The sequence below is a fragment of the Delftia sp. 11MD genome (assembly GCF_050907895.1).
GTDB lineage: Bacteria > Pseudomonadota > Gammaproteobacteria > Burkholderiales > Burkholderiaceae_C > Comamonas > Comamonas tsuruhatensis.
In genome coordinates this window covers 4,635,275-4,658,777 of record NZ_CP194333.1, presented here as the reverse complement: position 1 = coordinate 4,658,777, position 23,503 = coordinate 4,635,275, and the positions used below count along the sequence as shown (strand labels likewise).

At 65.7% G+C, this 23,503-nt stretch carries 21 protein-coding genes; 8 read left to right on the top strand and 13 right to left on the bottom strand.

The window, feature by feature from the left end:
* Positions 1–9: 9 nt before the first annotated feature.
* From ACRSCF_RS21395 to ACRSCF_RS21350, 10 genes are all read right to left on the bottom strand, one after another.
* On the bottom strand, positions 10–1,326 hold the full coding sequence (locus ACRSCF_RS21395) for a DEAD/DEAH box helicase (protein WP_047325746.1): 1,317 nt from the start codon (positions 1,324–1,326) through the stop codon (positions 10–12).
* A gap of 254 nt (positions 1,327–1,580) precedes the next feature.
* Positions 1,581–2,090 (bottom strand): hypothetical protein, encoded by a 510-nt coding sequence (locus ACRSCF_RS21390; RefSeq protein ID WP_244386558.1) that lies wholly within the window; start codon positions 2,088–2,090, stop codon positions 1,581–1,583.
* Complete coding sequence (locus ACRSCF_RS21385) at positions 2,087–2,740, bottom strand: peptidoglycan recognition protein family protein (RefSeq protein ID WP_244386556.1); 654 nt, start codon at positions 2,738–2,740, stop codon at positions 2,087–2,089. Before ACRSCF_RS21385 ends, ACRSCF_RS21390 begins: the two co-directional genes overlap by 4 nt.
* A 240-nt stretch (positions 2,741–2,980) precedes the next feature.
* Positions 2,981–4,291 carry a citrate synthase gene (locus ACRSCF_RS21380; RefSeq protein WP_016450198.1) on the bottom strand — a complete coding sequence of 437 codons (1,311 nt, stop codon included), beginning with the start codon at positions 4,289–4,291 and terminating at the stop codon, positions 2,981–2,983.
* A gap of 25 nt (positions 4,292–4,316) precedes the next feature.
* Positions 4,317–4,616: a succinate dehydrogenase assembly factor 2 gene (locus tag ACRSCF_RS21375; RefSeq protein WP_012204343.1), complete on the bottom strand. Its 300-nt coding sequence runs from the start codon at positions 4,614–4,616 to the stop codon at positions 4,317–4,319.
* The gene (locus ACRSCF_RS21370; protein WP_012204344.1) at positions 4,616–5,320 is read right to left on the bottom strand and encodes a succinate dehydrogenase iron-sulfur subunit; all 705 of its coding nucleotides are present in this window, start codon (positions 5,318–5,320) and stop codon (positions 4,616–4,618) included. The genes ACRSCF_RS21375 and ACRSCF_RS21370 overlap by 1 nt, the downstream gene beginning before the upstream one ends.
* 27 nt (positions 5,321–5,347) lie before the next feature.
* On the bottom strand, positions 5,348–7,153 hold the full coding sequence (gene sdhA / locus ACRSCF_RS21365) for a succinate dehydrogenase flavoprotein subunit (RefSeq protein WP_016450199.1): 1,806 nt from the start codon (positions 7,151–7,153) through the stop codon (positions 5,348–5,350).
* A 33-nt stretch (positions 7,154–7,186) separates the two neighbouring features.
* Positions 7,187–7,552, bottom strand: a complete 366-nt coding sequence (gene sdhD, locus ACRSCF_RS21360; RefSeq protein ID WP_012204346.1) for a succinate dehydrogenase, hydrophobic membrane anchor protein — start codon at positions 7,550–7,552, stop codon at positions 7,187–7,189.
* 35 nt (positions 7,553–7,587) lie between these two features.
* The gene (gene sdhC / locus ACRSCF_RS21355) at positions 7,588–8,010 is read right to left on the bottom strand and encodes a succinate dehydrogenase, cytochrome b556 subunit (protein ID WP_016450200.1); all 423 of its coding nucleotides are present in this window, start codon (positions 8,008–8,010) and stop codon (positions 7,588–7,590) included.
* 134 nt (positions 8,011–8,144) lie between these two features.
* A complete protein-coding gene (locus ACRSCF_RS21350) occupies positions 8,145–8,933 on the bottom strand; it encodes a GntR family transcriptional regulator (RefSeq protein WP_016450201.1) in 789 nt (262 codons plus the stop codon).
* Between the two features lie 218 nt (positions 8,934–9,151).
* Between ACRSCF_RS21350 and ACRSCF_RS21345 the strand changes: the two genes are divergently transcribed.
* From ACRSCF_RS21345 to acnB, 5 genes are all read left to right on the top strand, one after another.
* Positions 9,152–10,138 carry a malate dehydrogenase gene (locus tag ACRSCF_RS21345; RefSeq protein WP_012204349.1) on the top strand — a complete coding sequence of 329 codons (987 nt, stop codon included), beginning with the start codon at positions 9,152–9,154 and terminating at the stop codon, positions 10,136–10,138.
* Between the two features lie 14 nt (positions 10,139–10,152).
* On the top strand, positions 10,153–10,959 hold the full coding sequence (gene tam, locus ACRSCF_RS21340; RefSeq protein WP_013803434.1) for a trans-aconitate 2-methyltransferase: 807 nt from the start codon (positions 10,153–10,155) through the stop codon (positions 10,957–10,959).
* Positions 10,956–11,975 (top strand): HpcH/HpaI aldolase/citrate lyase family protein, encoded by a 1,020-nt coding sequence (locus tag ACRSCF_RS21335; protein ID WP_012204351.1) that lies wholly within the window; start codon positions 10,956–10,958, stop codon positions 11,973–11,975. Before tam ends, ACRSCF_RS21335 begins: the two co-directional genes overlap by 4 nt.
* Positions 11,976–12,006: 31 nt before the next feature.
* Positions 12,007–12,588 carry a hypothetical protein gene (locus tag ACRSCF_RS21330; protein ID WP_244386554.1) on the top strand — a complete coding sequence of 194 codons (582 nt, stop codon included), beginning with the start codon at positions 12,007–12,009 and terminating at the stop codon, positions 12,586–12,588.
* Positions 12,589–12,651: 63 nt separating this feature from the next.
* Positions 12,652–15,243, top strand: a complete 2,592-nt coding sequence (gene acnB / locus ACRSCF_RS21325; RefSeq protein ID WP_016450204.1) for a bifunctional aconitate hydratase 2/2-methylisocitrate dehydratase — start codon at positions 12,652–12,654, stop codon at positions 15,241–15,243.
* 76 nt (positions 15,244–15,319) lie between these two features.
* Here acnB and ACRSCF_RS21320 read toward each other — a convergent pair whose 3' ends face one another.
* Positions 15,320–16,138, bottom strand: a complete 819-nt coding sequence (locus ACRSCF_RS21320) for a helix-turn-helix domain-containing protein (RefSeq protein WP_016450205.1) — start codon at positions 16,136–16,138, stop codon at positions 15,320–15,322.
* 131 nt (positions 16,139–16,269) lie between these two features.
* Here ACRSCF_RS21320 and ACRSCF_RS21315 point away from each other — a divergent pair, with 131 nt between their 5' ends.
* Positions 16,270–16,692: a hypothetical protein gene (locus tag ACRSCF_RS21315; RefSeq protein WP_244386552.1), complete on the top strand. Its 423-nt coding sequence runs from the start codon at positions 16,270–16,272 to the stop codon at positions 16,690–16,692.
* A gap of 172 nt (positions 16,693–16,864) precedes the next feature.
* Here ACRSCF_RS21315 and ACRSCF_RS21310 read toward each other — a convergent pair whose 3' ends face one another.
* Complete coding sequence (locus ACRSCF_RS21310) at positions 16,865–17,137, bottom strand: hypothetical protein (RefSeq protein WP_034368143.1); 273 nt, start codon at positions 17,135–17,137, stop codon at positions 16,865–16,867.
* Positions 17,138–17,676: 539 nt separating this feature from the next.
* Here ACRSCF_RS21310 and ACRSCF_RS21305 point away from each other — a divergent pair.
* Positions 17,677–20,571: an aconitate hydratase gene (locus ACRSCF_RS21305; RefSeq protein ID WP_244386550.1), complete on the top strand. Its 2,895-nt coding sequence runs from the start codon at positions 17,677–17,679 to the stop codon at positions 20,569–20,571.
* A 142-nt stretch (positions 20,572–20,713) separates the two neighbouring features.
* Here the strand turns inward: ACRSCF_RS21305 and ACRSCF_RS21300 are convergent, their stop codons facing one another.
* Entirely contained in the window at positions 20,714–21,613 is a 900-nt protein-coding gene (locus tag ACRSCF_RS21300; RefSeq protein ID WP_034368145.1) for a LysR family transcriptional regulator, read from the bottom strand.
* A 136-nt stretch (positions 21,614–21,749) separates the two neighbouring features.
* On the opposite strand from ACRSCF_RS21300, the gene ACRSCF_RS21295 reads away from it, so the two are divergent.
* Positions 21,750–23,453, top strand: a complete 1,704-nt coding sequence (locus ACRSCF_RS21295; protein WP_034368149.1) for an acyl-CoA dehydrogenase family protein — start codon at positions 21,750–21,752, stop codon at positions 23,451–23,453.
* Positions 23,454–23,503 lie beyond the last annotated feature (50 nt).

The following is a 23,503-nucleotide window of genomic DNA, read 5'->3' as shown; positions in this document are numbered from 1 at the left end:
CGGAAACGCTCAGTTCTTTTTTGCGGTCTCGGCTGCTTCGGCGGCCGCGGCACGCAGCTTGTCCTTCTTGCTGGGGCGGCGGCCCTTGATGCCGCCGTTGCCGTCCTGCGCCACCGGGGGCGGCGGCACGGGCTCGGTAGGCTCGAAGCCCGGCAACTGCTCCAGCGCCAGGTCCAGCTGGTTGCGCTTGCAGATCAGCGCCCAGTGCGCTTGGTCGGCCGGCGTGACAAAGCTGATGGCCGTGCCATCCTCGCCCGCCCGGCCCGTGCGGCCGATGCGGTGCACATAGTCGGTGGCCGAGCGCGGCAGGTCGTAGTTGACGACCAGGGGCAGCTGGGTGATGTCGATGCCGCGCGCCGCCAGGTCGGTGGTGATCATCACCTGCCAGCGCCTGGCCTTGAAGTCGGCCAGCGCTTCCTTGCGTGCGCCCTGGCTCAGATCGCCATGGAAGGCCGTGGCGAAGATGCCGGCCTTGTAGAGCTTTTCCGCCACCAGTTCGGCCGTGTGGCGCGTGGCCACGAAGACCAGGGCGCGCTCCAGCGTGGCGGGGTCGGTGCCGGGCGCCGTCTCCCCCTGTACCAGTGTGCGCAGCAGCTGGGTGCGGCGCGCACGGTCCACGGCAATGGCGCGCTGGGCAATGCTCTGGGGGCTGGCGGCATCCTGGCCTTCGGCGGCATCGACGCGGGCCTGAACGGGATCGTGCAGCAGGCCTGTGGCCAGCGATTGCACGGCATCGGGATAGGTGGCCGAGAACAGCAGGGTCTGGCGCTGCTTCGGCAGCAGGGCCAGCACACGCTGCAGCTCGTCCTGGAAGCCCAGGTCCAGCAGGCGGTCGGCCTCGTCCAGCACCAGATGGCGCACGGCGGACAGGCGCACGGCGTTGTGCTCCACCAGGTCCAGCAGGCGGCCCGGCGTGGCCACCAGGAAGTCGGCACTGCCGCGCAGCATCATCATCTGCGGGTTGATGGACACGCCGCCATAGACCACGCCGATGCGCGGCGGCTGCCTGAGCGTGCGGCCCAGGTCGGACAGCGTCTCGCCCACCTGCTGGGCCAGCTCGCGCGTGGGTACCACGATCAGCGTGGTCAGCGTTCGCACAAAGCCGCCCTGGGCACCTTGGGCCTTGCCGCCATCCATCCAGCGCTGCAGCAGCGGCAGCAGGTAGGCGGCCGTCTTGCCCGAGCCCGTGGGCGCGCAGGCCCAGAGGTCGCGGCCCGCAAGCACGGGGGCGATGGACTGGGTCTGTATGGGCGTGGGATCGACCAGGCCCAGGTCTTGGAGGCTGGAGACCAGCGCCGGGCTCAGGCCGAGGGAGGCAAAGTTCATGGTGTGCAGGAATGGCTGGGGCCGGAACCCCGGCGCAAGAAAGGCCCGGCCACGAGGGCCGGGGGGGCATTGTCGGCGAAACCGCGCCGCTGCGTGAAGCAGGGGGCTTGGCCCCGGCGCTCAGGCCAGGCGGCGCTGCCGACCAGCAGGCTGTTCACCAGGCCACCTGCCGTTGCAGCCGGGTCGGTGGCGCGTGCCTGAGCGGGGATCGGGCATCGCCGAAATGAGTGCCCAGAAGATCGAATGGAGGCGGCTCATGGAGGAAGTCGTCCCTGCCTCTTCAGCTCCTTGAGCCGTCGTTCGGTTGCGCGGTCCAGGGCGTCCTGCAGCAGGTCCATTTTGCGTTTCTTGCAGGGTTGGCAGTCGTAGAAGCTTCCAGGTACTCCAATAGGGTCCAGCTTTTTGTTGGCCTCGAAAAGATTAATACGTCCTGTGGGTTCGATTCCCATGACGATGATTTTTCCGCTCTTGAACTTGACGGACGCTCCTCCTGAACACCCTGTTCTTTCCATATATTCACCGAAGTAGTGCTTCTCTGAAATTTTGCGCATGTGCTGCAGCGCATATCGCACATCCTCTTCGGTCAATATCACATCGTTGCAATCAAGCCAGTTCTTGTCTTCCCAAGAAGAGCCGCCTGAGGGCTCGATGATGTCGATTTTCTGTACTTGCCTGACTGGGTATCTGGCATCGGCCGCATGGAGCATCGATGCCATGGCCATGGCCGAAATCACAGTCACAGTGCGAATGAAAATGAAGCTCATGGTGCCATTTCCCAGTTTGCGCCTTCTGCCTCGGACAGGTTCTTCCGGCTTACTTCAGGGTGCTTGAAGACTTCACTGGGCGATAATTGCATGGAGTCTTGCAGTGCTTCAACCAGCCATGTCAGAGCACGGTTTTGTGCCTCAGTCGGTGTGGGGTAGACGCCAAATTCTCCCCGAATCCCTTCCGGACTCAGTTCCTTTCGTCGCTGAGGGGGCTTGAACCCTTTCGGCAGCACAGCCCTGCCAACCATCTCGATGCCTATGGCTTCCATGTTGCTCGGATAGCGATCGCCAGGGGCTTTCATCATCTCGATGCGGTGCATTCCCTTTACGCCTGCTCCTTCATAGTCCCTGGCCTTGCATTTCCCCACAAGCAGGCATCTTGCCTTCAGCGGCCCCACATGGTTGGTGCGCTGGTAGATGGCCGCCGTCTGGTAGATGGTGCCGTCCTTGTCGATGAGAAAGTGTGCCGCATTGGCCTTCGGGTTTTTGTAGCTGTTGAGCGAAGACTGGGCCGTGTTGGCATCGGTCTGGTGCACGACGATGCCGGTGATGGCGGCGGTCCGCTTTCCTCTCTCGATGGCGGGGCTGCGCGCATTCTTGACGCGCGCATGGATGAGCATTCCGTCCTTGGTGATTTCGACAAGCATGTGAGTCCCGGGGTTGCGTTGAACGGCAGCGGGCATTGCGCTGCGCCTCCATCCCGTTTCAGGGAGGGTCAACGGTCACCTTGGGGTAGATTTGATCAATCGAGGTCCATGCCACGATAGCCAGAATGGTGTTCCTAGGAGTGGCGTGGCCTTCTGGAACGGTGGACTCGCCCATGAAAAAAGCCCCATGCAAAGGCATGGGGCTTTTGGGTGCCGGGCCGCTGATGCCCGGACCTGCGATCAGCGCTGGCCGATCGGCTTGACGTCGCGGGACACGGAGCCCGTGAACAGCTGGCGGGGACGGCCGATCTTGTACTCGGGGTCGGCCATCTGCTCGTTGAGCTGGGCGATCCAGCCCACGGTGCGGGCCAGGGCGAAGATGCCGGTGAACAGGTTCACGGGCACGCCGATGGCGCGCTGCACGATGCCGGAGTAGAAGTCCACGTTCGGGTAGAGCTTGCGCTGCACGAAGTAGTCGTCTTCCAGGGCGATCTTCTCGACTTCCTTGGCCAGGGCGAACAGGGGGTCCTTTTCCAGGCCCAGTTCGGCCAGCACTTCATTGCAGGTTTCCTGCATGAGCTTGGCGCGGGGGTCGTAGTTCTTGTAGACGCGGTGGCCGAAGCCCATCAGCTTGACGCCGCTGTTCTTGTCCTTGACCTGTTCCATGAACTCGCCGACCTTGGCAACGCCGCCGTTGGCCTGCAGGTATTCCAGCATGTTCAGGCAGGCTTCGTTGGCGCCGCCGTGGGCAGGGCCCCACAGGCAGGCCACGCCGGCCGAGATGGCGGCGAAGGGGTTGGTGCCCGACGAGCCGCACAGGCGCACGGTGGAGGTGGAGGCGTTTTGCTCGTGGTCTGCGTGCAGGATGAAGATGCGGTCCAGCGCGCGCTCGACCACGGGGTTCACCTTGAACTCCTCGCAGGGGTTGCCGAACATCATGCGCATGAAGTTGCCGGCGTAGCTCAGGTCGTTCTTGGGGTACATGTACGGCGCACCGATGCCGTACTTGTAGGCCATGGAGACCAGCGTGGGCATCTTGGCGATCAGGCGGATCGCGGCGATGTCGCGGTGCTCGGCGTTGTTGATGTCCATGTTGTCGTGGTAGAAGGCCGACATGCCGCCGACCAGACCCGTCAGGACGGCCATGGGGTGGGCGTCACGGCGGAAACCACGCAGGAAGAACTGCATCTGCTCGTTGACCATGGTGTGCTTGGTCACGCGCTCGACGAAGTCGGCCTTCTGCGACTCGTTGGGCAGCTCGCCGTACAGCAGCAGGTAGCAGGTCTCGAGGTAGTCGCAGTTCTTGGCCAGCTGCTCGATGGGGTAGCCGCGGTACAGCAGCTCGCCCTTGTCGCCATCGATGTAGGTGATGGCGGACTGGCACGAGGCGGTAGAGAGGAAGCCCGGGTCATAGGTGAACATGCCGGTCTGCGCGTACAGCTTGCGGATGTCCACCACGTCGGGACCGACGTTGCCCTGGTAGACGGGCAGCTCGACGCTGGGGGCGCCGTTGCTGAAAGACAGCGTTGCTTTGTTGTCTGCGAGTTTCATTTCCAAACTTCCTTCTCTAGATTGCCTAGCCTACTAGCGGGAGAGAACCGGGCTTGCGCTTGCGCACCAGTTCCAGAACTTCCCTGATTTCTTGGGTATCGAGTTCACCTTCAGGCTCCTTGCGGCGCAAGAAGAGGTCCATCAGGTCGTTGTCTGCCAGGTCCATCAAGGCAGACAGACCGCTCGCGTGTCTCCGCGTGAGCTGGTCTCCGTAGGTGGCGAAGAACTGCGCGATGAACAGGTCGTTCTCGACCAGGCCGCGCCGGCAGCGCCAGCGCAGCAGGTCTCGCTCGCGTTCGTCGAGCAGAGTATTCGTCATGGTCATCAGATGGCCCGGCGGACCATCAGTTCCTTGATCTTGCCAATGGCCTGCGTGGGGTTCAGGTGCTTGGGGCACACGTCCACGCAGTTCATGATGGTGTGGCAACGGAAGAGGCGGTACGGATCTTCCAGGTTGTCAAGGCGGTCACCCGTGGCCTCGTCGCGGCTGTCCGCGATGAAGCGGTAGGCCTGCAGCAGGCCGGCCGGGCCCACGAACTTGTCGGGGTTCCACCAGAAGCTGGGGCAGCTGGTGGAGCAGCTGGCGCACAGAATGCACTCGTACAGGCCGTTGAGCTCTTCGCGCTCTTCAGGCGACTGCAGGCGTTCCTTGGTGGGAGACGCGAAGCTGTCGTTCTGCAGGTACGGCTTGATCGAGTGGTACTGCTTGAAGAACTGCGTCATGTCCACGATCAGGTCGCGGATCACGGGCAGGCCGGGCAGGGGCTTGAGAACGATGTCGCCCTGCAGGGTCTTCATGTTCGTCAGGCAGGCCAGGCCGTTCTTGCCATTGATGTTCATCGCGTCCGAGCCGCACACGCCTTCGCGGCAGGAGCGGCGGAACGAGATGGAGGGGTCCATCTCCTTGAGCTTGACCAGGGCGTCCAGCAGCATGCGCTCGTGGCCGTCCAGCTCGACCTCGACGGTCTGCATGTAGGGCTTGGCATCCTTGTCCGGGTCGTAGCGGTAGATCTTGAAAGTGCGCTTCATTTGTCTGTTCTCTCGTGGGCTGCTGGATTAGAACGTGCGGACCTTGGGCGGCACGCTGTCCACCGTGAGGGGCTTCAGGTTCACGGGCTTGTAGTCCAGGCTGTTGGTGGCGCTGTACCACAGGGTGTGCTTGAGCCATTCCTTGTCATTGCGGCCCAGCGGGAACTCGGCGTGGTCGGCAGGATGCTCGTAGTCGTACACGGTGTGGGCGCCGCGGCATTCGTGGCGGGCAGCGGCCGAGATCATGGTGGCCTGGGCCACTTCGATCAGGTTGTCCACTTCCAGCGCTTCCATGCGGGCGGTGTTCCAGACCTTGGACTTGTCCTTGAGGGTCACGGAGCCCACGCGTTCGCGGATGGCGTTGATCTTGACTTCGCCTTCGTCCATGCTCTTTTGCGTGCGGAACACGCCGGCATGCTGCTGCATCGTGGCGCGGATGTCGCCAGCCAGGTCCTGGGCGTAGGTGCCTTCCTTGGAGTCGTCGAGCTGGTTCAGGCGCGTGAGCGTGCGCTCCGAGCCATCGGCCGGCACGGGTTTGTGGTCGCCGAAGCCGTTGACGAACTGCACGATGTGCTTGCCGGCCGACTTGCCGAAGACCAGCAGGTCCAGCAGCGAGTTCGTGCCCAGGCGGTTGGCGCCGTGCACCGACACGCAGGAGCATTCGCCCACGGCATACAGGCCATTGACCACGTTGTTCTGCTGGCCGTCCCAGACCACGACCTGGCCGTTGATGTTGGTGGGAATGCCGCCCATCTGGTAGTGGATGGTGGGCACCACGGGAATCGGTTCCTTGGTGATGTCCACGTTGGCGAAGTTGTGGCCGATCTCCTCCACCGAAGGCAGGCGCTTGCGGATGGTGTCGGCGCCCAGGTGGTCCAGCTTCATCAGGATGTAGTCCTTGTTGGGACCACAGCCACGGCCTTCCTTGATTTCCTGGTCCATGGAGCGGGACACGAAGTCACGCGGTGCCAGATCCTTCAGCGTGGGAGCGTAGCGCTCCATGAAACGTTCGCCTTCGCTGTTGAGCAGGATGGCGCCTTCGCCACGGCAGCCTTCGGTCAGCAGCACGCCCGCGCCGGCCACGCCGGTGGGGTGGAACTGCCAGAACTCCATGTCCTGCAGCGGGATGCCTGCGCGTGCAGCCATGCCCAGGCCGTCGCCGGTGTTGATGAAGGCATTGGTCGACGCCTGGAAGATGCGGCCAGCGCCACCCGTGGCCAGCAGCACGGCCTTGGCGTGCAGCTCGTACAGGTCGCCGGTTTCCAGTTCGATGGCGGTCACGCCGACCACGTCGCCCTGGGTGTTGCGGATCAGGTCCAGCGCCATCCACTCCACGAAGAAGTTGGTCTTGGACTTGACGTTCTGCTGGTACAGCGTGTGCAGCATGGCGTGGCCGGTACGGTCGGCCGCGGCGCAGGCGCGCTGCACGGGCTTTTCACCGTAGTTGGCCGTGTGGCCGCCGAAGGGGCGCTGGTAGATGGTGCCGTCGGGGTTGCGGTCGAACGGCATGCCGAAGTGTTCCAGCTCGATCACGACGTTGGGCGCTTCGCGGCACATGAACTCGATCGCATCCTGGTCGCCGAGCCAGTCGGAGCCCTTGATGGTGTCGTAGAAGTGGTAGTGCCAGTTGTCCTCGCTCATGTTGCCCAGCGAAGCGGACACGCCGCCTTGCGCGGCCACGGTGTGCGAGCGCGTGGGGAAGACCTTGGACAGCGAGGCCACGGACAGGCCGGCGCGCGACAGTTCCAGCGCGGCACGCAGGCCGGAGCCGCCAGCGCCGACGATGACGACGTCAAACTTGCGCTTGGTGATGTTTGCTTTGGAGTAGCTCATTCTTAACCTTCAATCGTGGAGACCGAGTCTCTATCAGATACGCCACAGGATCTGGATGCCCCAGCCGGCGCAGCCGACCAGCCAGACCAGGGTGAAAACGTTCAGCACCAGGCGCAGGCCCACGGGCTTGACGTAGTCCATCCAGATGTCGCGCACGCCGACCCAGACGTGCCAGGCCAGCGAGACGATCACGGCGAAGGTCAGGAACTTCATCCACTGCGGGGCAAAGATGCCGGCCCACAGGTCATAGCCGACGGAGCCGGTGCTGAAGATCAGCTTGGCCAGCAGCACGATGGTGAACAGTGCCATCAGCACGCCGGTGACGCGCTGCACCATCCAGTCGCGGATGCCGTAGTGCGCACCGACCACGGTGCGCTTGGAGCCGTAATTCACGGACATGGTTCTTTTTCCTTATCGTGAGGGGAGATCGTCTATCAGTACAGGCCGAACAGCTTGGCGCCCAGGATCAGGGTCAGGCCCACGCTCAGCACCAGCACCACCAGGGCGGAGGTCTTGCCGAACTGCTTGTTGACCGCATGGTGGTTCACGTCCATGAACAGGTGGCGCAGGCCGGCGCAGAAGTGGTGCAGGTAGGCCCAGATCAATGCCAGGCACACGAGCTTGAGGAACCATCCGAAGGGGCCCGCGAAAACCGAGGTGAAGCCGTCGAAGGAGATCTCCGAGGTCAGCGACATGTCCATCATCCACAGGATGAAAGGCAGCAGGATGAACATCAGCAGGCCGCTGATGCGGTGCAGGATGGACACGATGCCGGCCGGCGGCAACCGGTAGGTGGGGAGGTCCTTGAAGAAGTTGATGTTGCGGAACTCTGGCCGCTTTTTGGCTTGCTCAGTCATGGCAGGGTACTTTCGTGGATGTAACTGCTTCGTAATCGCTCAGGGGCGGCGATGCAAAATTCTATTGCAATGCAATAAAAACAGCTTTGCTGGGAATTGCGTATTTTCGCCCGCTTCTCTGGGGAACGGATCGTTCAGCTCAACGCGTTGCGGTAGTGATGGGTGTCGGTGCGGTACAGGCCACGGCGTAACTCCATGGGAACATCGTTGTATGTGTAAGCGGTGCGCTCCACGCTCAGCAGGGGCGTGGTGCTGGGCACGTCCAGCAGCAGGGCCTGTTCGGCCTCGGGCAGGACGGCGCGGATCTTTTCGTCGGCGCGCACCATGCGCACGCCGTAGTCCAGCTCGAACATGGCGTAGGTGGGGCCCTGGTAGGCGGACATCTGCTCGGCGGTCAGGCCCTTGAAGGCGTGGCCCGGCAGCCAGATGTCTTCCAAAATGGTCGGGATTGCGGAGAACGACAGCACGCGGCGCACGTGCATCACGGCATCGCCGCTGCGCAGCGCCAGGCCGCGCGCCACGTCGGCCGATGCGCGCAGGCGCCGGCAGTCGATGATGCGGCGCTCGGCACGGCCCTCGCCCTGCTGGTCGCCGGCGTCGGGCTGCAGCTTGAGGAAGCGGTACTGCACATGCTGGGCCGCGTGGGTGGCCACGAAGGTGCCCTTGCCCTGGCGGCGCATCACCAAGTTTTCCGCGGCCAGCTCGTCGATGGCCTTGCGCACCGTGCCCTGGCTCACGCGAAAGCGCGCCGCCAGCTCCATCTCGCTGGGGATCAGCTCGCCGGGCCGCCATTCGCCTGCTTCAAGGCTTTGCAGTATCAGTCCCTTGATCTGCTGGTACAGCGGGCTGAAGGCCGGGGTCGATGCGCCCGCGCCGATGGTGGCAGCGGCGGTTTCAGAGGCGAGGGGAGGCAGGGCTGGCATGGGAAAGTTCGGGGTGGGGAGGCTCCCGGCAACGCAGATGAAAGACTTGGAAACAGACGTCGATCATATCTTATATAAGACATAAGACAAATTGACCGGGCTCCGAAATCGGGAGTACACTTCCGCGTTGTTTGCGGAGCACGGGCTGCTGGTTTCTGACGCTGGTGCGACCTGGCGCCGATAACACCTGATTTTTTCCCCATCCCTGGAGTTTCATCATGAGCAAGAAGCCCGTTCGTGTCGCCGTCACCGGTGCCGCCGGTCAAATTGGTTACGCCCTGCTGTTTCGCATCGCCTCCGGCGAAATGCTGGGTAAGGACCAGCCCGTCATTCTGCAACTGCTGGAGATTCCCGACGAGAAGGCCCAGAACGCGCTCAAGGGCGTGATCATGGAACTCGAAGACTGCGCCTTCCCCCTGCTGGCCGGCATCGAAGCCCACTCCGACCCCCTGCAAGCCTTCAAGGACACCGACTACGCCCTGCTGGTCGGCGCGCGTCCCCGCGGCCCCGGCATGGAACGTGCCGACCTGCTGGCTGCCAACGCACAGATCTTCACGGCCCAGGGCAAGGCGCTGAACGCCGTGGCCTCGCGCAACGTGAAGGTGCTGGTCGTCGGCAACCCCGCCAACACCAACGCCTACATCGCCATGAAGTCGGCTCCGGACCTGCCGGCCAAGAACTTCACCGCCATGCTGCGCCTGGACCACAACCGCGCTGCATCGCAGCTGGCTGCCAAGGCCGGTTTCAAGGTCGGCGACATCCGCAAGCTGACCGTCTGGGGCAACCACTCGCCCACGATGTACGCCGACTACCGCTTCGCCACCGTCAACGGTGAAAGCGTCAAGGCCAAGATCAACGACCAGGCCTGGAACAAGGACGTGTTCCTGCCCACCGTCGGCAAGCGTGGCGCCGCCATCATTGCAGCGCGCGGCCTGTCCTCGGCTGCCTCGGCTGCCAACGCTGCCATCGACCACATGCGCGACTGGGCCCTGGGCTCGGGTGGCGAATGGGTCACCATGGGCGTGCCCTCCAACGGCGAATACGGCATCCCCGCCGGCATCGTCTTCGGCTTCCCGGTCACCACCGAGAACGGCGAGTACAAGATCGTCGAAGGCCTGGAAATCGACGCCTTCTCGCAAGAGTGCATCGACAAGACCCTGGCCGAGCTGCAAGGCGAACAGGACGGCGTCAAGCACCTGCTGTAAGCCGCCGGCAAGCCATGCTCGACTGGAATCCCGCGCTTTACCTGCGTTTCGCCAATGAGCGTACGCGCCCCGCAGCCGAGCTGCTGGCGCGTGTGCCCTTGGCCCAGGCCCGCCATGTGGTGGACCTGGGATGCGGGCCGGGCAATTCCACCGAGCTGCTTGCACAGCGCTATGCCGGTGCCACGATCACCGGCATAGACAACTCCCAGGCGATGCTGGCCACCGCGCGCCAGCATCTGCCTGAGGCCCGCTTCGCGCTGGCCGACATTGCTTCCTGGACGCCCGCCCCCGGCGAGAGCGCTCCCGACCTGATTTATGCCAATGCCTCCCTCCAGTGGGTGGGGGAGCATGAAACGCTGATACCCCGCCTGTTCGCCCAACTGGCGCCAGGGGGCGTGCTGGCGATACAGATGCCCGACAACCGGCAGGAAGCCACGCACCGCGTGATGCGCGAGATCGCCAGCCTGCCCAAGTTTGCCGCCTACATCGGCGATGCCGCCAAGGTGCGGGCCGACATCCTGCCCATCCGCAGCTACTACGACCTGCTGGCCGGACCGCAGGAGCAGGCCGGCGTCGAGGCCGGCGCCGTCGATGTCTGGCACACCGTCTACCAGCATCCCATGGACTCGGCCGGCGCCATCGTCCAGTGGCTGCGCGGCACCGGCCTCAAGCCCTTCGTCGAAGGCCTGCCCGAAGCCCTGCAGGCCGACTTCCTCACCGAATACGAAAACCGCGTGGACGCCGCCTACGGCGTGCGCGCCGACGGCCGGCGCCTGCTGGCCTTCCCCCGCCTGTTCATCGTCGCCCAGCGCAAGCCATGACCGCCGCCACGTCCACACCCTCTCGCGCACACCCGGCCCAGGTGCTGCTCGATGCGCAGGGCGGTGCCCTGCACCTGCCCGTCTGCGACCACTACAGCGGCGTGGAAGTGCGCATGCGCAAGAGCCTGCAGCTGCAGGCCGAGATGATGGCCGAGTTCGGCACCTGCGTCTTCGACGTCACGCTGGACTGCGAGGACGGCGCCCCTGTGGGCCAGGAGGCCGCCCATGCGCGCCTGGTGGCCTCGCTGGCGCGCGATGCCGCGCCCGGTGCCCGCGTGGCTGCGCGCGTGCATGCCGTGGACCACGCCAGTTTCGCGCAGGACCTGGACATCATCGTCGGCGAGGCCGGCGACCGCCTGTGCCACCTCATGCTGCCCAAGGTGGAAAGCGTGGACGACGTGCTGCTGGCCGAGCGGCATCTGGGCCGACTGGGCTGCCGCGAACTGCCGCTGCATGTGCTCATCGAGTCGCCCGCCGCCGTGCACCGTGCCTTCGACATCGCCGCACACCCGCGCGTGCAGAGCATTTCCTTCGGCCTGATGGACTTCGTCTCGGCCCATGGCGGCGCGATTCCCGCCTCGGCCATGGGCTCGGCCGGCCAGTTCGACCATCCGCTGGTCGTGCGTGCCAAGCTGGAGATCGCAGCTGCCTGCCACGCGCACGGAAAGGTGCCTTCGCACTGCGTGGTCACCGAGTTCAGGAATCCACAGGCGCTGCAGGCCGCTGCCACACAGGCGTCACGGCGGCTCGGCTATACCCGCATGTGGAGCATCCACCCGGACCAGATCCGTCCCATCCTCGCCGCCTTCGCGCCCCAGGCCGACGAAGTGGCGCAGGCCGCACAAATACTTACCGCCGCGGAGGCCGCCGACTGGGCGCCCGTCAGCGTGGATGGTGTATTACATGACCGGGCGAGCTACCGCTATTTCTGGCAGTTGCTCACACGTGCCCACCAGACCGGCCAGGCGCTGCCCCCGCAGGTGCAGCCCTGGTTTGCATCAGAATCACTTGCTTAGCCCACACCGGGAATTTGCAGGAGCCCAACGTATGAAGACAGCTATCGCCTCCATCCTGATCGCAGCCCCCTTGCTGGCCATGGGCCTGGGCGCCAGCGCCGCCGAACCTGCCAAGAAGGCTCCGGCCAAGGCCACCGCCAAGCCTGCGGTCAAGAAGGCTCCCGCCAAGAAGGCCACCGCGGCCAAGGCCGCTGCCGGCGCTGCCGCAGTCGGCGGTGCGGCGGCCGTGGCAGCTGCTGCCCAGCAGCCGCTGTCCGCCGAAGACCTGGCCATCTCGGAGCGCGTGCACACCGGCCGCATTCCCTGCGAGCTGGGCGCCTTCGTCAATGTGACGGCCGACCAGTCCAACCCCGGCTACTTCAACATCGACGGCAAGGGCTTCAAGTACCACATGGCGCCCGTCAAGACCTCGACCGGCACCGTGCGCCTGGAAGACAAGCATGCCGGCGCCGTCTGGCTGCAGATCGCCAACAAGTCCATGCTCATGAACCAGAAGGTCGGCCAGCGCCTGGCCGACGAATGCATGAGCCCTGACCAGCTTCAGGTGGCCGAGGCCATCAAGAAGAACCCGCCTCCCAGCCTGCTGGAAGCACCCAAGCCCGCCGGCCAGTAATCCAGGCCCGGACCTGAGCGTCCCGCAAGCAGCCCCACTTTAGAAAACCATGGAGAGAGAATCATGTTGAAAGCCTACCGTGACCACGTGGCCGAACGCGCCGCGCTCGGTATCCCCCCGCTGCCGCTGGATGCCAAGCAGGTTGCCGAACTGATCGAGCTGATCAAGAACCCGCCCGCTGGCGAGGACGCCTTCCTGCTCGACCTGCTCACGCACCGCGTTCCTCCGGGCGTGGACGATGCCGCCAAGGTCAAGGCCAGCTTCCTGGCGGCCGTGGCCCACGGTGACATCCAGGTGGCTCTCATCTCCAAGGCCAAGGCCACCGAGCTGCTGGGCACCATGGTGGGCGGCTACAACGTGCACCCCCTGATCGAGCTGCTGGACGATGCCGAAGTCGCCGGCGTCGCTGCCGATGCGCTGAAGAAGACGCTGCTGATGTTCGACTTCTTCAACGACGTGGCCACCAAGGCCAAGGCCGGCAACGCCAAGGCCCAGGAAGTCATGCAGAGCTGGGCCGACGCCGAGTGGTTCACCTCGCGCCCCGAAGTGGACAAGAAGATCACCGTCACCGTCTTCAAGGTGCCCGGCGAGACCAACACCGACGACCTGTCGCCCGCACCCGATGCCTGGAGCCGTCCGGACATCCCGCTGCACTACCTGGCCATGCTCAAGAACACCCGTCCCGACGCGGCCTTCAAGCCCGAGGAAGACGGCAAGCGCGGCCCGATGCAGTTCATCGACGACCTCAAGAAGAAGGGCCACCTGGTCGCCTACGTGGGCGACGTGGTCGGCACCGGCTCCTCGCGCAAGTCGGCCACCAACTCCATCGTCTGGGCCACGGGCCAGGACATCCCCTTCGTGCCCAACAAGCGCTTCGGCGGCGTGACCCTGGGCGGAAAGATCGCCCCCATCTTCTTCAACACGCAGGAAGACTCCGGCTCGCTGCCCATCGAAGTGGACGTCTCCAAGCTGGAGATGGGCGACGTCATCGACGTGCTGCCCTATGACGGCAAGCTGGTCAAGAACGGCGAGACCGTCGCCGAGTTCCAGCTCAAGAGCGACGTGCTGTTCGACGAAGTGCGCGCCGGCGGCCGCATCAACCTGATCATCGGCCGTTCGCTGACCGCCAAGGCCCGCGAATTCCTGGGCCTGTCTGCCTCCACCGTGTTCCGCCTGCCCCAGGCGCCCGCTGCTTCGAACGCCGGCTTCACGCTGGCCCAGAAGATGGTCGGCCGCGCCGTCGGCCTGCCGGAAGGCCAGGGCGTGCGCCCCGGTACCTACTGCGAGCCGCGCATGACCACCGTGGGTTCGCAGGACACCACCGGCCCCATGACCCGCGACGAGCTCAAGGACCTGGCCTGCCTGGGCTTCTCGGCCGACATGGTCATGCAGTCCTTCTGCCACACGGCCGCCTACCCCAAGCCCGTGGACGTCAAGACCCACCGCGAGCTGCCTGCCTTCATCAGCAACCGCGGCGGCGTGGCCCTGCGTCCCGGTGACGGCGTGATCCACTCCTGGCTCAACCGCCTGCTGCTGCCCGACACCGTGGGCACGGGCGGCGACTCGCACACGCGCTTCCCCATCGGCATCTCCTTCCCTGCAGGTTCCGGCCTGGTGGCCTTCGGCGCCGCCACGGGCGTGATGCCCCTGGACATGCCCGAGTCCGTGCTCGTGCGCTTCAAGGGCGAAATGCAGCCCGGCGTCACCCTGCGTGACCTGGTGCATGCCATTCCCCTGTACGCCATCAAGGCAGGCGCGCTGACCGTGGCCAAGGCCGGCAAGAAGAACATCTTCTCGGGCCGCATCCTGGAAATCGAAGGCCTGCCCGACCTCAAGGTGGAACAGGCCTTCGAGCTGTCCGACGCCTCGGCCGAGCGCTCGGCTGCCGGCTGCACGATCAAGCTCAACCCCGAGCCGATCAAGGAGTACCTGACCTCGAACATCGTTCTGATGAAGAACATGATCGCCGACGGCTACGCCGACGCCAAGACGCTGCAGCGCCGCATCGAGAAGGTCGAAGCCTGGCTGGCCAAGCCCGACCTGCTCGAAGCCGACAAGGACGCCGAATACGCTGCCGTGTTCGAGATCGACCTGGCCGACATCAAGGAACCCATCGTCTGCTGCCCCAACGATCCCGATGACGCCAAGTTCCTGTCCGAAGTGGCCGGCACCAAGATCGATGAAGCCTTCATCGGTTCGTGCATGACCAACATCGGCCACTTCCGCGCAGCAGCCAAGCTGCTGGGCGGCCAGCGCGACATCCCCGTCAAGCTGTGGGTGGCTCCGCCCACCAAGATGGACCAGAACGAGCTGATCAAGGAAGGCCACTACGCCGCCTTCGGCACGGCCGGTGCCCGCACCGAAATGCCGGGCTGCTCGCTGTGCATGGGCAACCAGGCCCAGGTCCGCGAAGGCGCGACGGTGATCTCCACCTCGACCCGCAACTTCCCCAACCGCCTGGGCAAGAACACCAACGTGTTCCTGGGCTCGGCCGAGCTGGCCGCCATCGCATCGCGCCTGGGCAAGCTGCCCACCAAGGAGGAATACCTCAAGGAAATGGGCGTGATCGATGCCGACAAGTCCAGCGTCTACCGCTACATGAACTTCGACCAGATCGAAGAGTACGCGGATGTGGCCAAGGGCGTGAGCGCCTGAGTCCGGCCTGATCCGGCTCCATGAGCAAAGCCCGCTTCGGCGGGCTTTGCTGCTTTCTGGCTCTGTACTTTCCGGTTTACGCAGCCTGCCTCAACCGCCCCAGCACCTCCTGCGTCTGCGCATCCGCCGGAAAGAACGACTCCACGGCCAGCTCCTGCAGTGTCACATCCACCGGCGTGCCGAAGATGGTGATGGTGCTGATGAAGTTCAGCCGGCCATGGTCGGTGTCCAGCGAGAAGGGCACGGCGATGTGGCTGGCAGGTGCTGCGCCATGTGAGTCCGCTTCATCTTCCTTGAACGGGTAGGCGGCAATCTCGTCGTGCAGCGCCTGCAGCTGCGCATCCGACGTGGCGGCAATCTGCTGTTGCAGGCGGTGCAGCAGATGCGCGCGCCAATGGGCTGCATTGGCCAGGCGCGGGCCCAGGCCTTCGGGGTGCAGGCTCAGGCGCAGCACATTGACGGGCGGCTCCAGCAGCCAGGGCGCCACGCCGGCCAGCAGCAGGGGCACGATGGCGTTGGCGGCCACCAGGTTCCAGTGCCGGTCCACGGCCAGGGCCGGATTGGGTTCGTGGCCCTTGAGCACCAGGTCCACGGCCTGGCGCGCGGCGGCCAGGTCAGGGTGGTCCAGCGGCCGGGCCTGGTACATGGGTGCGTAGCCTGCGGCCACCAGCAGGGCATTGCGCTCGCGCAGCGGCACGCCCAGGCGCTCGACCAGGCGCAGCACCATCTCGCGGCTGGGCTGGGCGCGGCCGGTTTCCACATAGCTCAGGTGGCGCGTGGAGATCTCGGCCTCCAGCGCCAGGCCCTGCTGGCTCAGGCGGCGGTGCTGGCGCCAGTGGCGCAGATGGTCGCCGAAGGGCGAGCGCGCGGACGGTGGATGGGCGGTGGAGGTCATGGCCCGCATCGTAGCGGCGGGGCTGGCGTGGCGGCCATGACCTGCGAGGTTATCGACCCTGTGCAGCCTGCGGCGGACCATGCAGTCCATGGCATGCACGGTGTGTGCCTGTTGCTCTCAAGGAGTTCGCCATGTCGATGTTCGCTTCCCCCCGTTTCCTGCCCCGCGTGATGTGGGCCGATGCTGCTTCCTGCGCCGCCTCGGGCGCCTTGCAACTGGTGGCGGGGCAGCCGCTGGCGGATGTGACGGGGTTGCCTCTGGCGCTGCTGCAGTCCACAGGCTGGTTTTTGCTGGGCTATGCGCTGCTGGCTGCGTGGATGGCGGCGCGCTCGCCTGTGCCGCGGCGGTTGATCGGGCTGGTGGTTGTGGGGAATTTCGGGTGGGCTGCGGGCTGTGTTGCGCTGTTGGCGTTTGGTGGGTTGGGGTTGTCTGCCTGGGGGGTGGCGTGGGTGTTGGCCCAGGCGGTGGTGGTTGTGGTGTTGGCTGAGTTGCAGTGGACTGGGTTGCGGCGCACGCGCGATGTGGTTGGCGGTGCGCGTGTTGCCATGTCATGACTACAGCGGGCTTGTTTTGACCATGCCGGGCCGTTGTTTTTCGAGGCCGGGTCTCGGCCCGGCAGCCGACGGCCCTTTCTTGCCAAGAAAGGTCAGGCTAAAGAAGGCGGCCCGACGCAGGCGCTGGCATACGGGGGGGGCTGGTGCGGGCCTTTGCTGCGCTCGGCCGGGTTCAGGGGGCTGCGCTGCTTTTGACGTGGTGGGAGCAGCCCACGGCGACGACTTCGCCGCTGGTTTCGCTGGCCAGCATGTCGGCGCTGTTGCGGATGGTGCGCAGGGCGCTGGCGAGCACCTCCAGGCGGTTGCTGGTCTCGGGCGTTTCCAGCCACAGCAGGGCCATGCGGGAGAGTGCCGAGATCTCGGCACAGCCTTGCTGCACCAGGCGGTCCACCTCGGTCACGACCTGGGTGAAATGCTCGGCGCTTGGTGGGGGTCTGGGTGTCATGGCTCGGCTCTCCATGCAAGGTTGTGAGAGGCCGTGGAAAGGCAAACGTTGCGCATGCTTCCGTGCTCCTAGTCGAGGCTTGAGACCACCGGGTTGCGTTTTCAAGCGCAGGCAGGTGGGCGGGATGTTGAAAACACGAGACTAGTCGTGCGGGCAGCCTTGCGGTGAGCCCCATCCCGCCCGAAATCGCACAGACGTGGGCAAGCGCCCACGAATACAGGATTCAGACGTGACAAAGCCTCGCTGACGGGGAGGCTGCACCGCTAGTCTTGGAAAAGGTGTTTTCAAGCACCGGCCCCGTGACAGGGGGTTGGAGCGGATTGTGGCACAGAGCCTGTGGCCGGTTCGATGACAGCCCTGTGAAAGCCTGCCGCTTTTGCCGCGCGGACAGCGTTGTCCGCGTGTGACTATCGCCAATGGACCACAGCATCCGCGGGCACTTCTGGGCACAATGGAAATCAGAGTCTTGGTGCATGCCCAGCAGCCCGGAAAAGGCGGCGCGCATGTGCCTTCCCAGAGTTTCATCCAGGAGTCTCACGATGCGCCACGAATATGAAAACACCCTCAAGTCCTTTGCTGCGGCGGGGGGCAAGAAGGGCAAGTTCTTTTCCCTGCCTGAACTGGCAAGGCAATATCCACAGGTCCGGCGATTGCCCGTGTCGCTGCGCATCGTGCTGGAGTCCGTGCTGCGCAACTGCGATGGCAACAAGGTGACGCGCGAGCATGTGGAGCAGCTGGCGAACTGGAAGCCCCAGGCCGAGCGGGTGGACGAGATCCCCTTCGTGGTATCGCGCGTGGTGCTGCAGGATTTCACGGGCGTGCCGCTGCTGGCCGACCTGGCCGCCATGCGCAGCACGGCCGCCAGGCTGGGCAAGAAGCCCAAGTCCATCGAGCCGCTGGTGCCCGTGGACCTGGTGGTGGACCACTCCATCATGGTGGACTACTTCGGCACCAAGAAGGCGCTGGACCTGAACATGAAGCTGGAGTTCCAGCGCAACAAGGAGCGCTACCAGTTCATGAAGTGGGGCATGCAGGCCTTCGACACCTTCGGCGTGGTGCCGCCGGGCTTCGGCATCGTCCACCAGGTGAACCTGGAGTACCTGGCGCGCGGCGTGCACAAGACCAAGGACGGCGTGCATTACCCCGACACCCTGGTGGGCACGGACAGCCACACGACCATGATCAACGGCATCGGCGTCGTGGGCTGGGGCGTGGGCGGCATCGAGGCCGAGGCGGCCATGCTGGGCCAGCCCGTGTACTTCCTCACGCCCGATGTGGTGGGCTTCGAGCTGTCGGGCCAGCTGCGCGAGGGCGTGACGGCCACCGACCTGGTGCTGTCGGTGACCGAGATCCTGCGCCGCGAGAAGGTGGTGGGCAAGTTCGTGGAGTTCTTCGGCGAAGGCACGCGCACCCTGGCGCTGCCCGACCGCGCCACCATCGGCAACATGGCGCCCGAGTACGGCGCCACCATGGGCTTTTTCCCCGTCGATGAAAAGACCATCGACTACTTCAGGGGCACGGGCCGCAGCAAGGCCGAGATCGAGGCCTTCGAGGGCTATTTCCGCGCACAGGAACTGTTCGGCGTGCCGGCCGCCGGCGAGATCGACTACTCGCATGTGGTGCGCCTGGACCTGGGCACGGTGGCGCCCAGCCTGGCCGGACCCAAGCGCCCGCAGGACCGCATCGAGCTGGGCAATGTGTCGTCCAAGTTCGATGAGCTGTTCAGTGCCCCTGCGGCGCACAACGGGTTCAACCAGCCGATCGAACGGCTGGGCCGGAGCTTTCCCGTAGGCGGTGGCGGCGAGGGCGAGGTGGCGCCCGAGACGCCGGCCCATCCGCCGGGCGCGCAGCGCTCGCTGGCCGAGATGGAGGCCAACAAGCCCAAGCTGGAGGCCGCCCACAGCGAGGCGCCGGTCGATGCCCCCACGCCGCCCAAGCGCCTGAGCATCGCCAACGGCGACGTTCTGATTGCCGCCATCACCAGCTGCACCAACACCTCCAACCCCAGCGTGATGCTGGCCGCCGGCCTGCTGGCCAAGAAGGCGGTGAAGGCCGGGCTCACGGTGCAGCCGCACATCAAGACCTCTCTGGCGCCGGGCTCGCGCGTGGTGACCGAGTATTTGACCGAAGCCGGCCTGTTGCCCTACCTGGAAAAGCTGGGCTTTGCGCTGGCCGGCTACGGCTGCACCACCTGCATCGGCAACGCGGGCGACCTCACGCCGGAGCTCAACGAGGCCATCACTAGCAACGACCTGGTCTGCGCGGCCGTGCTGTCGGGCAACCGCAACTTCGAGGCGCGCATCCACCCCAACATCAAGGCCAACTTCCTGGCCAGCCCGCCCCTGGTCGTGGCCTATGCCATTGCCGGCACGGTGCGCCGCGACCTGATGACCGAGCCCGTGGGCCAGGGCAAGAACGGCCGTGACATCTACCTGGGCGACATCTGGCCGACCAGCGAAGAGATCCACGCGCTGATGAAGTACGCCATGAACGGCAAGGCCTTCCGCGAGAACTACGAGAAGGTGCGCTCCGAGCCCGGCAAGCTCTGGGAAAAGATCCACGGCGTGACGGGCGCCACCTATACCTGGCCCGAGAGCACCTACATTGCCGAGCCGCCGTTCTTCGATGATTTCCGGCTCCAGCTGGACGCGCCTGCTGCCGGTGCTGCCGGTGCTGCCGGCGCCGAAGGCTCCAACCCCTACGTGGTGCACGGCGCGCGCGTGATGGCGCTGTTCGGCGACTCCATCACCACCGACCACATCTCGCCGGCCGGCTCCATCAAGGAAAGCTCGCCCGCAGGCCAGTGGCTGCTGGCCCACGGCGTGCAAAAGGCCGACTTCAACAGCTACGGCTCGCGGCGCGGCAACCATGAGGTGATGATGCGCGGCACCTTTGCCAACGTGCGCATCAAGAACCTGATGATTCCCGCGCAGGCCGATGGCTCGCGCGAGGAGGGCGGCCTGACGCTGTACCGCGACGGCACGGGCCAGGTCACCAAGATGCCCATCTACGACGCGGCCATGAAGTACCAGGCCGAGGGCCGTGCCACCGTGATCTTCGCGGGCGAGGAATACGGCACGGGATCGAGCCGCGACTGGGCCGCCAAGGGCACGCAGCTGCTGGGCATCAAGGCCGTGGTGGCGCGCAGCTTCGAGCGCATCCACCGTTCCAACCTGGTGGGCATGGGCGTGCTGCCGCTGCAGTTCCTGGGCACGGACAGCTGGCAGACCCTGGGCCTGACGGGCGAGGAGTTCGTGGAAGTGGTTCCCGCCGCCGACCTGGCACCGCAAAGCGAGGCCCAGCTGGTGATCACCCGTGCCGACGGCAGCAAGCAGACCGTGGTGGTCAAGCTGCGCATCGACACGCCCATCGAGGTGGACTATTACAAGCACGGCGGCATCCTGCCGTACGTTCTCAGGCAGCTCCTGGAATGAAGTTGGAAACCCCCTGAGCCGCTATGCGGCTTCCCCCTGCAAGGGGGACGACATCCTGGCAGCGGGGCGGCCCTTGCTCGGTGTCCCTCGCTTCTGGGTCACGCCGGTTTTGGACAGAGTGAACTGAGCAAGGGTGTGGCGTTTAGGGCTGCTGTCCCAGCCTGCCCACGCTGTCGCGCAGGTGGGCCAGCAGCGATTCGACCAGGGGCTGCACATGGCCCGGATGCCACATGGCCTGCATCTGCGACTGCGGGTGCCGGCCCTGGATGGGCACGAAGGCCAGCCCCGGGAAGCCCACGCGCTGCAGGCAGGCCGGCACCAGGGACACGCCCTGACGCAGCGAAACCATGGACAGCACGGACAGCCAGTGCCTTACCTCATGGTGCAGGTCGGGCGTGAAGCCTTCGCTCTGGCAGATCTGCCATATCTGCTGGTGGTAGTCGGGCGAGACCTGGCGCGAGAACAGCACCATGCGTTCGCCCGCCAGCTGGCGCACCTGCAGCTTGCGCAGTCCGGCCAGCGCGTGGCTGTCCGGCAGGCAGGCCATGAAGGGCTCGCTCACCAGGGTGTGTGATTGCAGGCCTGGTGCGGGGCGCGTGGCGTGCAGCAGGCCCAGGTCCAGGCGTTCCTGCTGCAGGCCGGCGATCTGCTCTGCGCTGTTGAGCTCCAGCATGTCGATGCGCACCAGCGGGTGCCGGGCGCGAAAGCTCTCCAGCGCCTCGGGCAGCCCGCGGTAGATGGCCGAACCCACAAAGCCCAGCCGGATGCGGCCCTGCACGCCGTCGGCGATGGCGCGCATGTCCTGGCGCACGCGCTGGGCCTGTTCCATGATGTCCTGGGCCTGCACGCGCAGGTGCTTGCCGGCGGCCGTGAGCCGCACCTCCTTGCTGGTGCGCTCGAACAGCTGGGCGCCCAACTCTTCCTCCAGCTGGCGGATGGCTACGCTCAGCGGCGGCTGGGAGATGGACAGGCGCTGGGCTGCGCGGCTGAAGTGCAGCTCCTCGGCCAGCACCAGAAAGTACCTCAGTTGTCTCAGCTCCATGGCGTTCTATCCGGTTTGACTATTGATTAATACGTTATCGATATTTGACTCGAATAGGACTGTTTCCAAGAATGGGGGCATCCCCAAGACCCGGAGCCCATGCGCCCGGGCCCGGTTCCCGCACAGGAGACAGACCATGAACCCCGAACCGCAGGCGCTGGCCGCCATGCAGTCTTCCCCCGCCCAGGCTTTCCAGGCCGTGCCCGACCGCCACGGCAGCAACCTGTACACCACCGATTCGCAGTTGCAGCCGCTGCTGGCGCTGTACCTGCCGCCCGAGGTGAACGCGCACCTGCAGCCCCATCTGGAGCGCATGGGCGCGCTGGCCGGCCGCGAGATCGATGAATGGGCGCTGACCGCCGACCGCAATCCGCCCGAGCTGGAGCACCGCGACCGCACGGGGCGCGATGCGCAGCGCATCGTCAAGCACCCGGCCTATGTGGAGATGGAGCGCATTGCCTATGGCGAGTTCGGCCTGGCCGTCATGTCGCACCGCACGGGCGTGCTGGGCTGGGATGGCAAGCTGCCGCCGCTGGCCAAGTACGCGCTGACCTATCTGTTCGTACAGGCCGAGTTCGGCCTGTGCTGCCCGCTGTCCATGACGGACTCGCTGGCGCGCACGCTGCGCAAGTACGGCGAGCCGGCCCTGGTCGAAAAGTACTGGCCGCGCATGACGCAGTTGCGCTTCGAGGACCAGGCCCAGGGCGCCATGTTCATGACCGAGCAGGCGGCCGGCTCTGACATCTCCAACACCCAGACGCTGGCCCGCCCGGCCGCCGACGGCAGCTGGCGCCTGTCGGGCGACAAGTGGTTCTGCTCCAACCCCGATGCCGACTTCGCCATGGTGCTGGCGCGCGTGGAAGGCGCGCCGGCGGGCATGAAGGGCATCTCGCTGTTCCTGCTGCCGCGCCGGCTGGACGATGGCTCGGCCAACCACTACCGCATCGTGCGCCTCAAGCACAAGCTGGGCACGCGCTCCATGGCCAGCGGCGAGATCGTGCTCGACGGCGCCGTCGCCTACCTGGTGGGCGAGCAGGGCCGGGGCTTCGTGCAGATGGCCGACATGGTCAACAACTCGCGCCTGTCCAACGGCGTGCGCTCGGCCGGGCTGATGCGCCGTGCCGTGGCCGAGGCCGAGTACGTGGCGCGCGAGCGCCGCGCCTTCGGCAAGGCCCTGCAGGACATGCCGCTGATGCAGCGCCAGCTCGACAAGCTGCGCATCTACTCCGAGCAGGCCCGCACCATGGTGCTGCAGACGGCCCAGGCGCTGCAGCGTTCGGACGCAGGCGAAGACGGCGCCTACGCGCTGCTGCGCATCCTCACGCCCATGATCAAGTTCCGCGCCTGCCGCGACGCGCGCAAGGTCACGGGCGACGCCATGGAAGTGCGCGGCGGATGCGGCTACATCGAGGAATGGAGCGATCCGCGCCTGGTGCGCGACTCCCACCTGGGATCGATCTGGGAAGGCACCAGCAACATCGTGGCGCTGGACGTGATCCGCGCCATCAAGCGCGAAGGCTCGCTGCCCGTGCTGTGCGACCACGCGGCCCAGCTGCTGGCCCAGACCGAGGCGGCCACGGAATTCAAGGCCGCGCTGTCGGCCAGCATGGACAAGGCTGCGGCCCTGGCCCTGCGCGCAGCGGAGGAGGGCGGTGACCGCCTGGCGCGCGCCGCCGCCTCGGGCCTGTACCACTGCTTCACGGCCACGGCCATGGCCTGGGAGGCCTCTTGCACCGGCAGCGCCGAGCGCATGCGCTGGGCCCAGCTGGTGCTGCTGCACCGCGTGCTGCCGCGCGACCCGCTGGCGGCAGGCGACCTGCCCGAAGGCTGGACACGCTGAGCCCATCGACCGCACCGACCCAGAACACACATCCCGTCCACAGGGATGAC

Coding starts and splice junctions, on each gene's coding strand:
- ACRSCF_RS21395 (WP_047325746.1), bottom strand. CDS start 1,326: ATGAACTTTGCCTCCCTCGGCCTGAGCCCGGCGCTGGTCTCCAGCCTC.
- ACRSCF_RS21390 (WP_244386558.1), bottom strand. CDS start 2,090: ATGAGCTTCATTTTCATTCGCACTGTGACTGTGATTTCGGCCATGGCC.
- ACRSCF_RS21385 (WP_244386556.1), bottom strand. CDS start 2,740: ATGCTTGTCGAAATCACCAAGGACGGAATGCTCATCCATGCGCGCGTC.
- ACRSCF_RS21380 (WP_016450198.1), bottom strand. CDS start 4,291: ATGAAACTCGCAGACAACAAAGCAACGCTGTCTTTCAGCAACGGCGCC.
- ACRSCF_RS21375 (WP_012204343.1), bottom strand. CDS start 4,616: ATGACCATGACGAATACTCTGCTCGACGAACGCGAGCGAGACCTGCTG.
- ACRSCF_RS21370 (WP_012204344.1), bottom strand. CDS start 5,320: ATGAAGCGCACTTTCAAGATCTACCGCTACGACCCGGACAAGGATGCC.
- sdhA (WP_016450199.1), bottom strand. CDS start 7,153: ATGAGCTACTCCAAAGCAAACATCACCAAGCGCAAGTTTGACGTCGTC.
- sdhD (WP_012204346.1), bottom strand. CDS start 7,552: ATGTCCGTGAATTACGGCTCCAAGCGCACCGTGGTCGGTGCGCACTAC.
- sdhC (WP_016450200.1), bottom strand. CDS start 8,010: ATGACTGAGCAAGCCAAAAAGCGGCCAGAGTTCCGCAACATCAACTTC.
- ACRSCF_RS21350 (WP_016450201.1), bottom strand. CDS start 8,933: ATGCCAGCCCTGCCTCCCCTCGCCTCTGAAACCGCCGCTGCCACCATC.
- ACRSCF_RS21345 (WP_012204349.1), top strand. CDS start 9,152: ATGAGCAAGAAGCCCGTTCGTGTCGCCGTCACCGGTGCCGCCGGTCAA.
- tam (WP_013803434.1), top strand. CDS start 10,153: ATGCTCGACTGGAATCCCGCGCTTTACCTGCGTTTCGCCAATGAGCGT.
- ACRSCF_RS21335 (WP_012204351.1), top strand. CDS start 10,956: ATGACCGCCGCCACGTCCACACCCTCTCGCGCACACCCGGCCCAGGTG.
- ACRSCF_RS21330 (WP_244386554.1), top strand. CDS start 12,007: ATGAAGACAGCTATCGCCTCCATCCTGATCGCAGCCCCCTTGCTGGCC.
- acnB (WP_016450204.1), top strand. CDS start 12,652: ATGTTGAAAGCCTACCGTGACCACGTGGCCGAACGCGCCGCGCTCGGT.
- ACRSCF_RS21320 (WP_016450205.1), bottom strand. CDS start 16,138: ATGACCTCCACCGCCCATCCACCGTCCGCGCGCTCGCCCTTCGGCGAC.
- ACRSCF_RS21315 (WP_244386552.1), top strand. CDS start 16,270: ATGTCGATGTTCGCTTCCCCCCGTTTCCTGCCCCGCGTGATGTGGGCC.
- ACRSCF_RS21310 (WP_034368143.1), bottom strand. CDS start 17,137: ATGACACCCAGACCCCCACCAAGCGCCGAGCATTTCACCCAGGTCGTG.
- ACRSCF_RS21305 (WP_244386550.1), top strand. CDS start 17,677: ATGCGCCACGAATATGAAAACACCCTCAAGTCCTTTGCTGCGGCGGGG.
- ACRSCF_RS21300 (WP_034368145.1), bottom strand. CDS start 21,613: ATGGAGCTGAGACAACTGAGGTACTTTCTGGTGCTGGCCGAGGAGCTG.
- ACRSCF_RS21295 (WP_034368149.1), top strand. CDS start 21,750: ATGAACCCCGAACCGCAGGCGCTGGCCGCCATGCAGTCTTCCCCCGCC.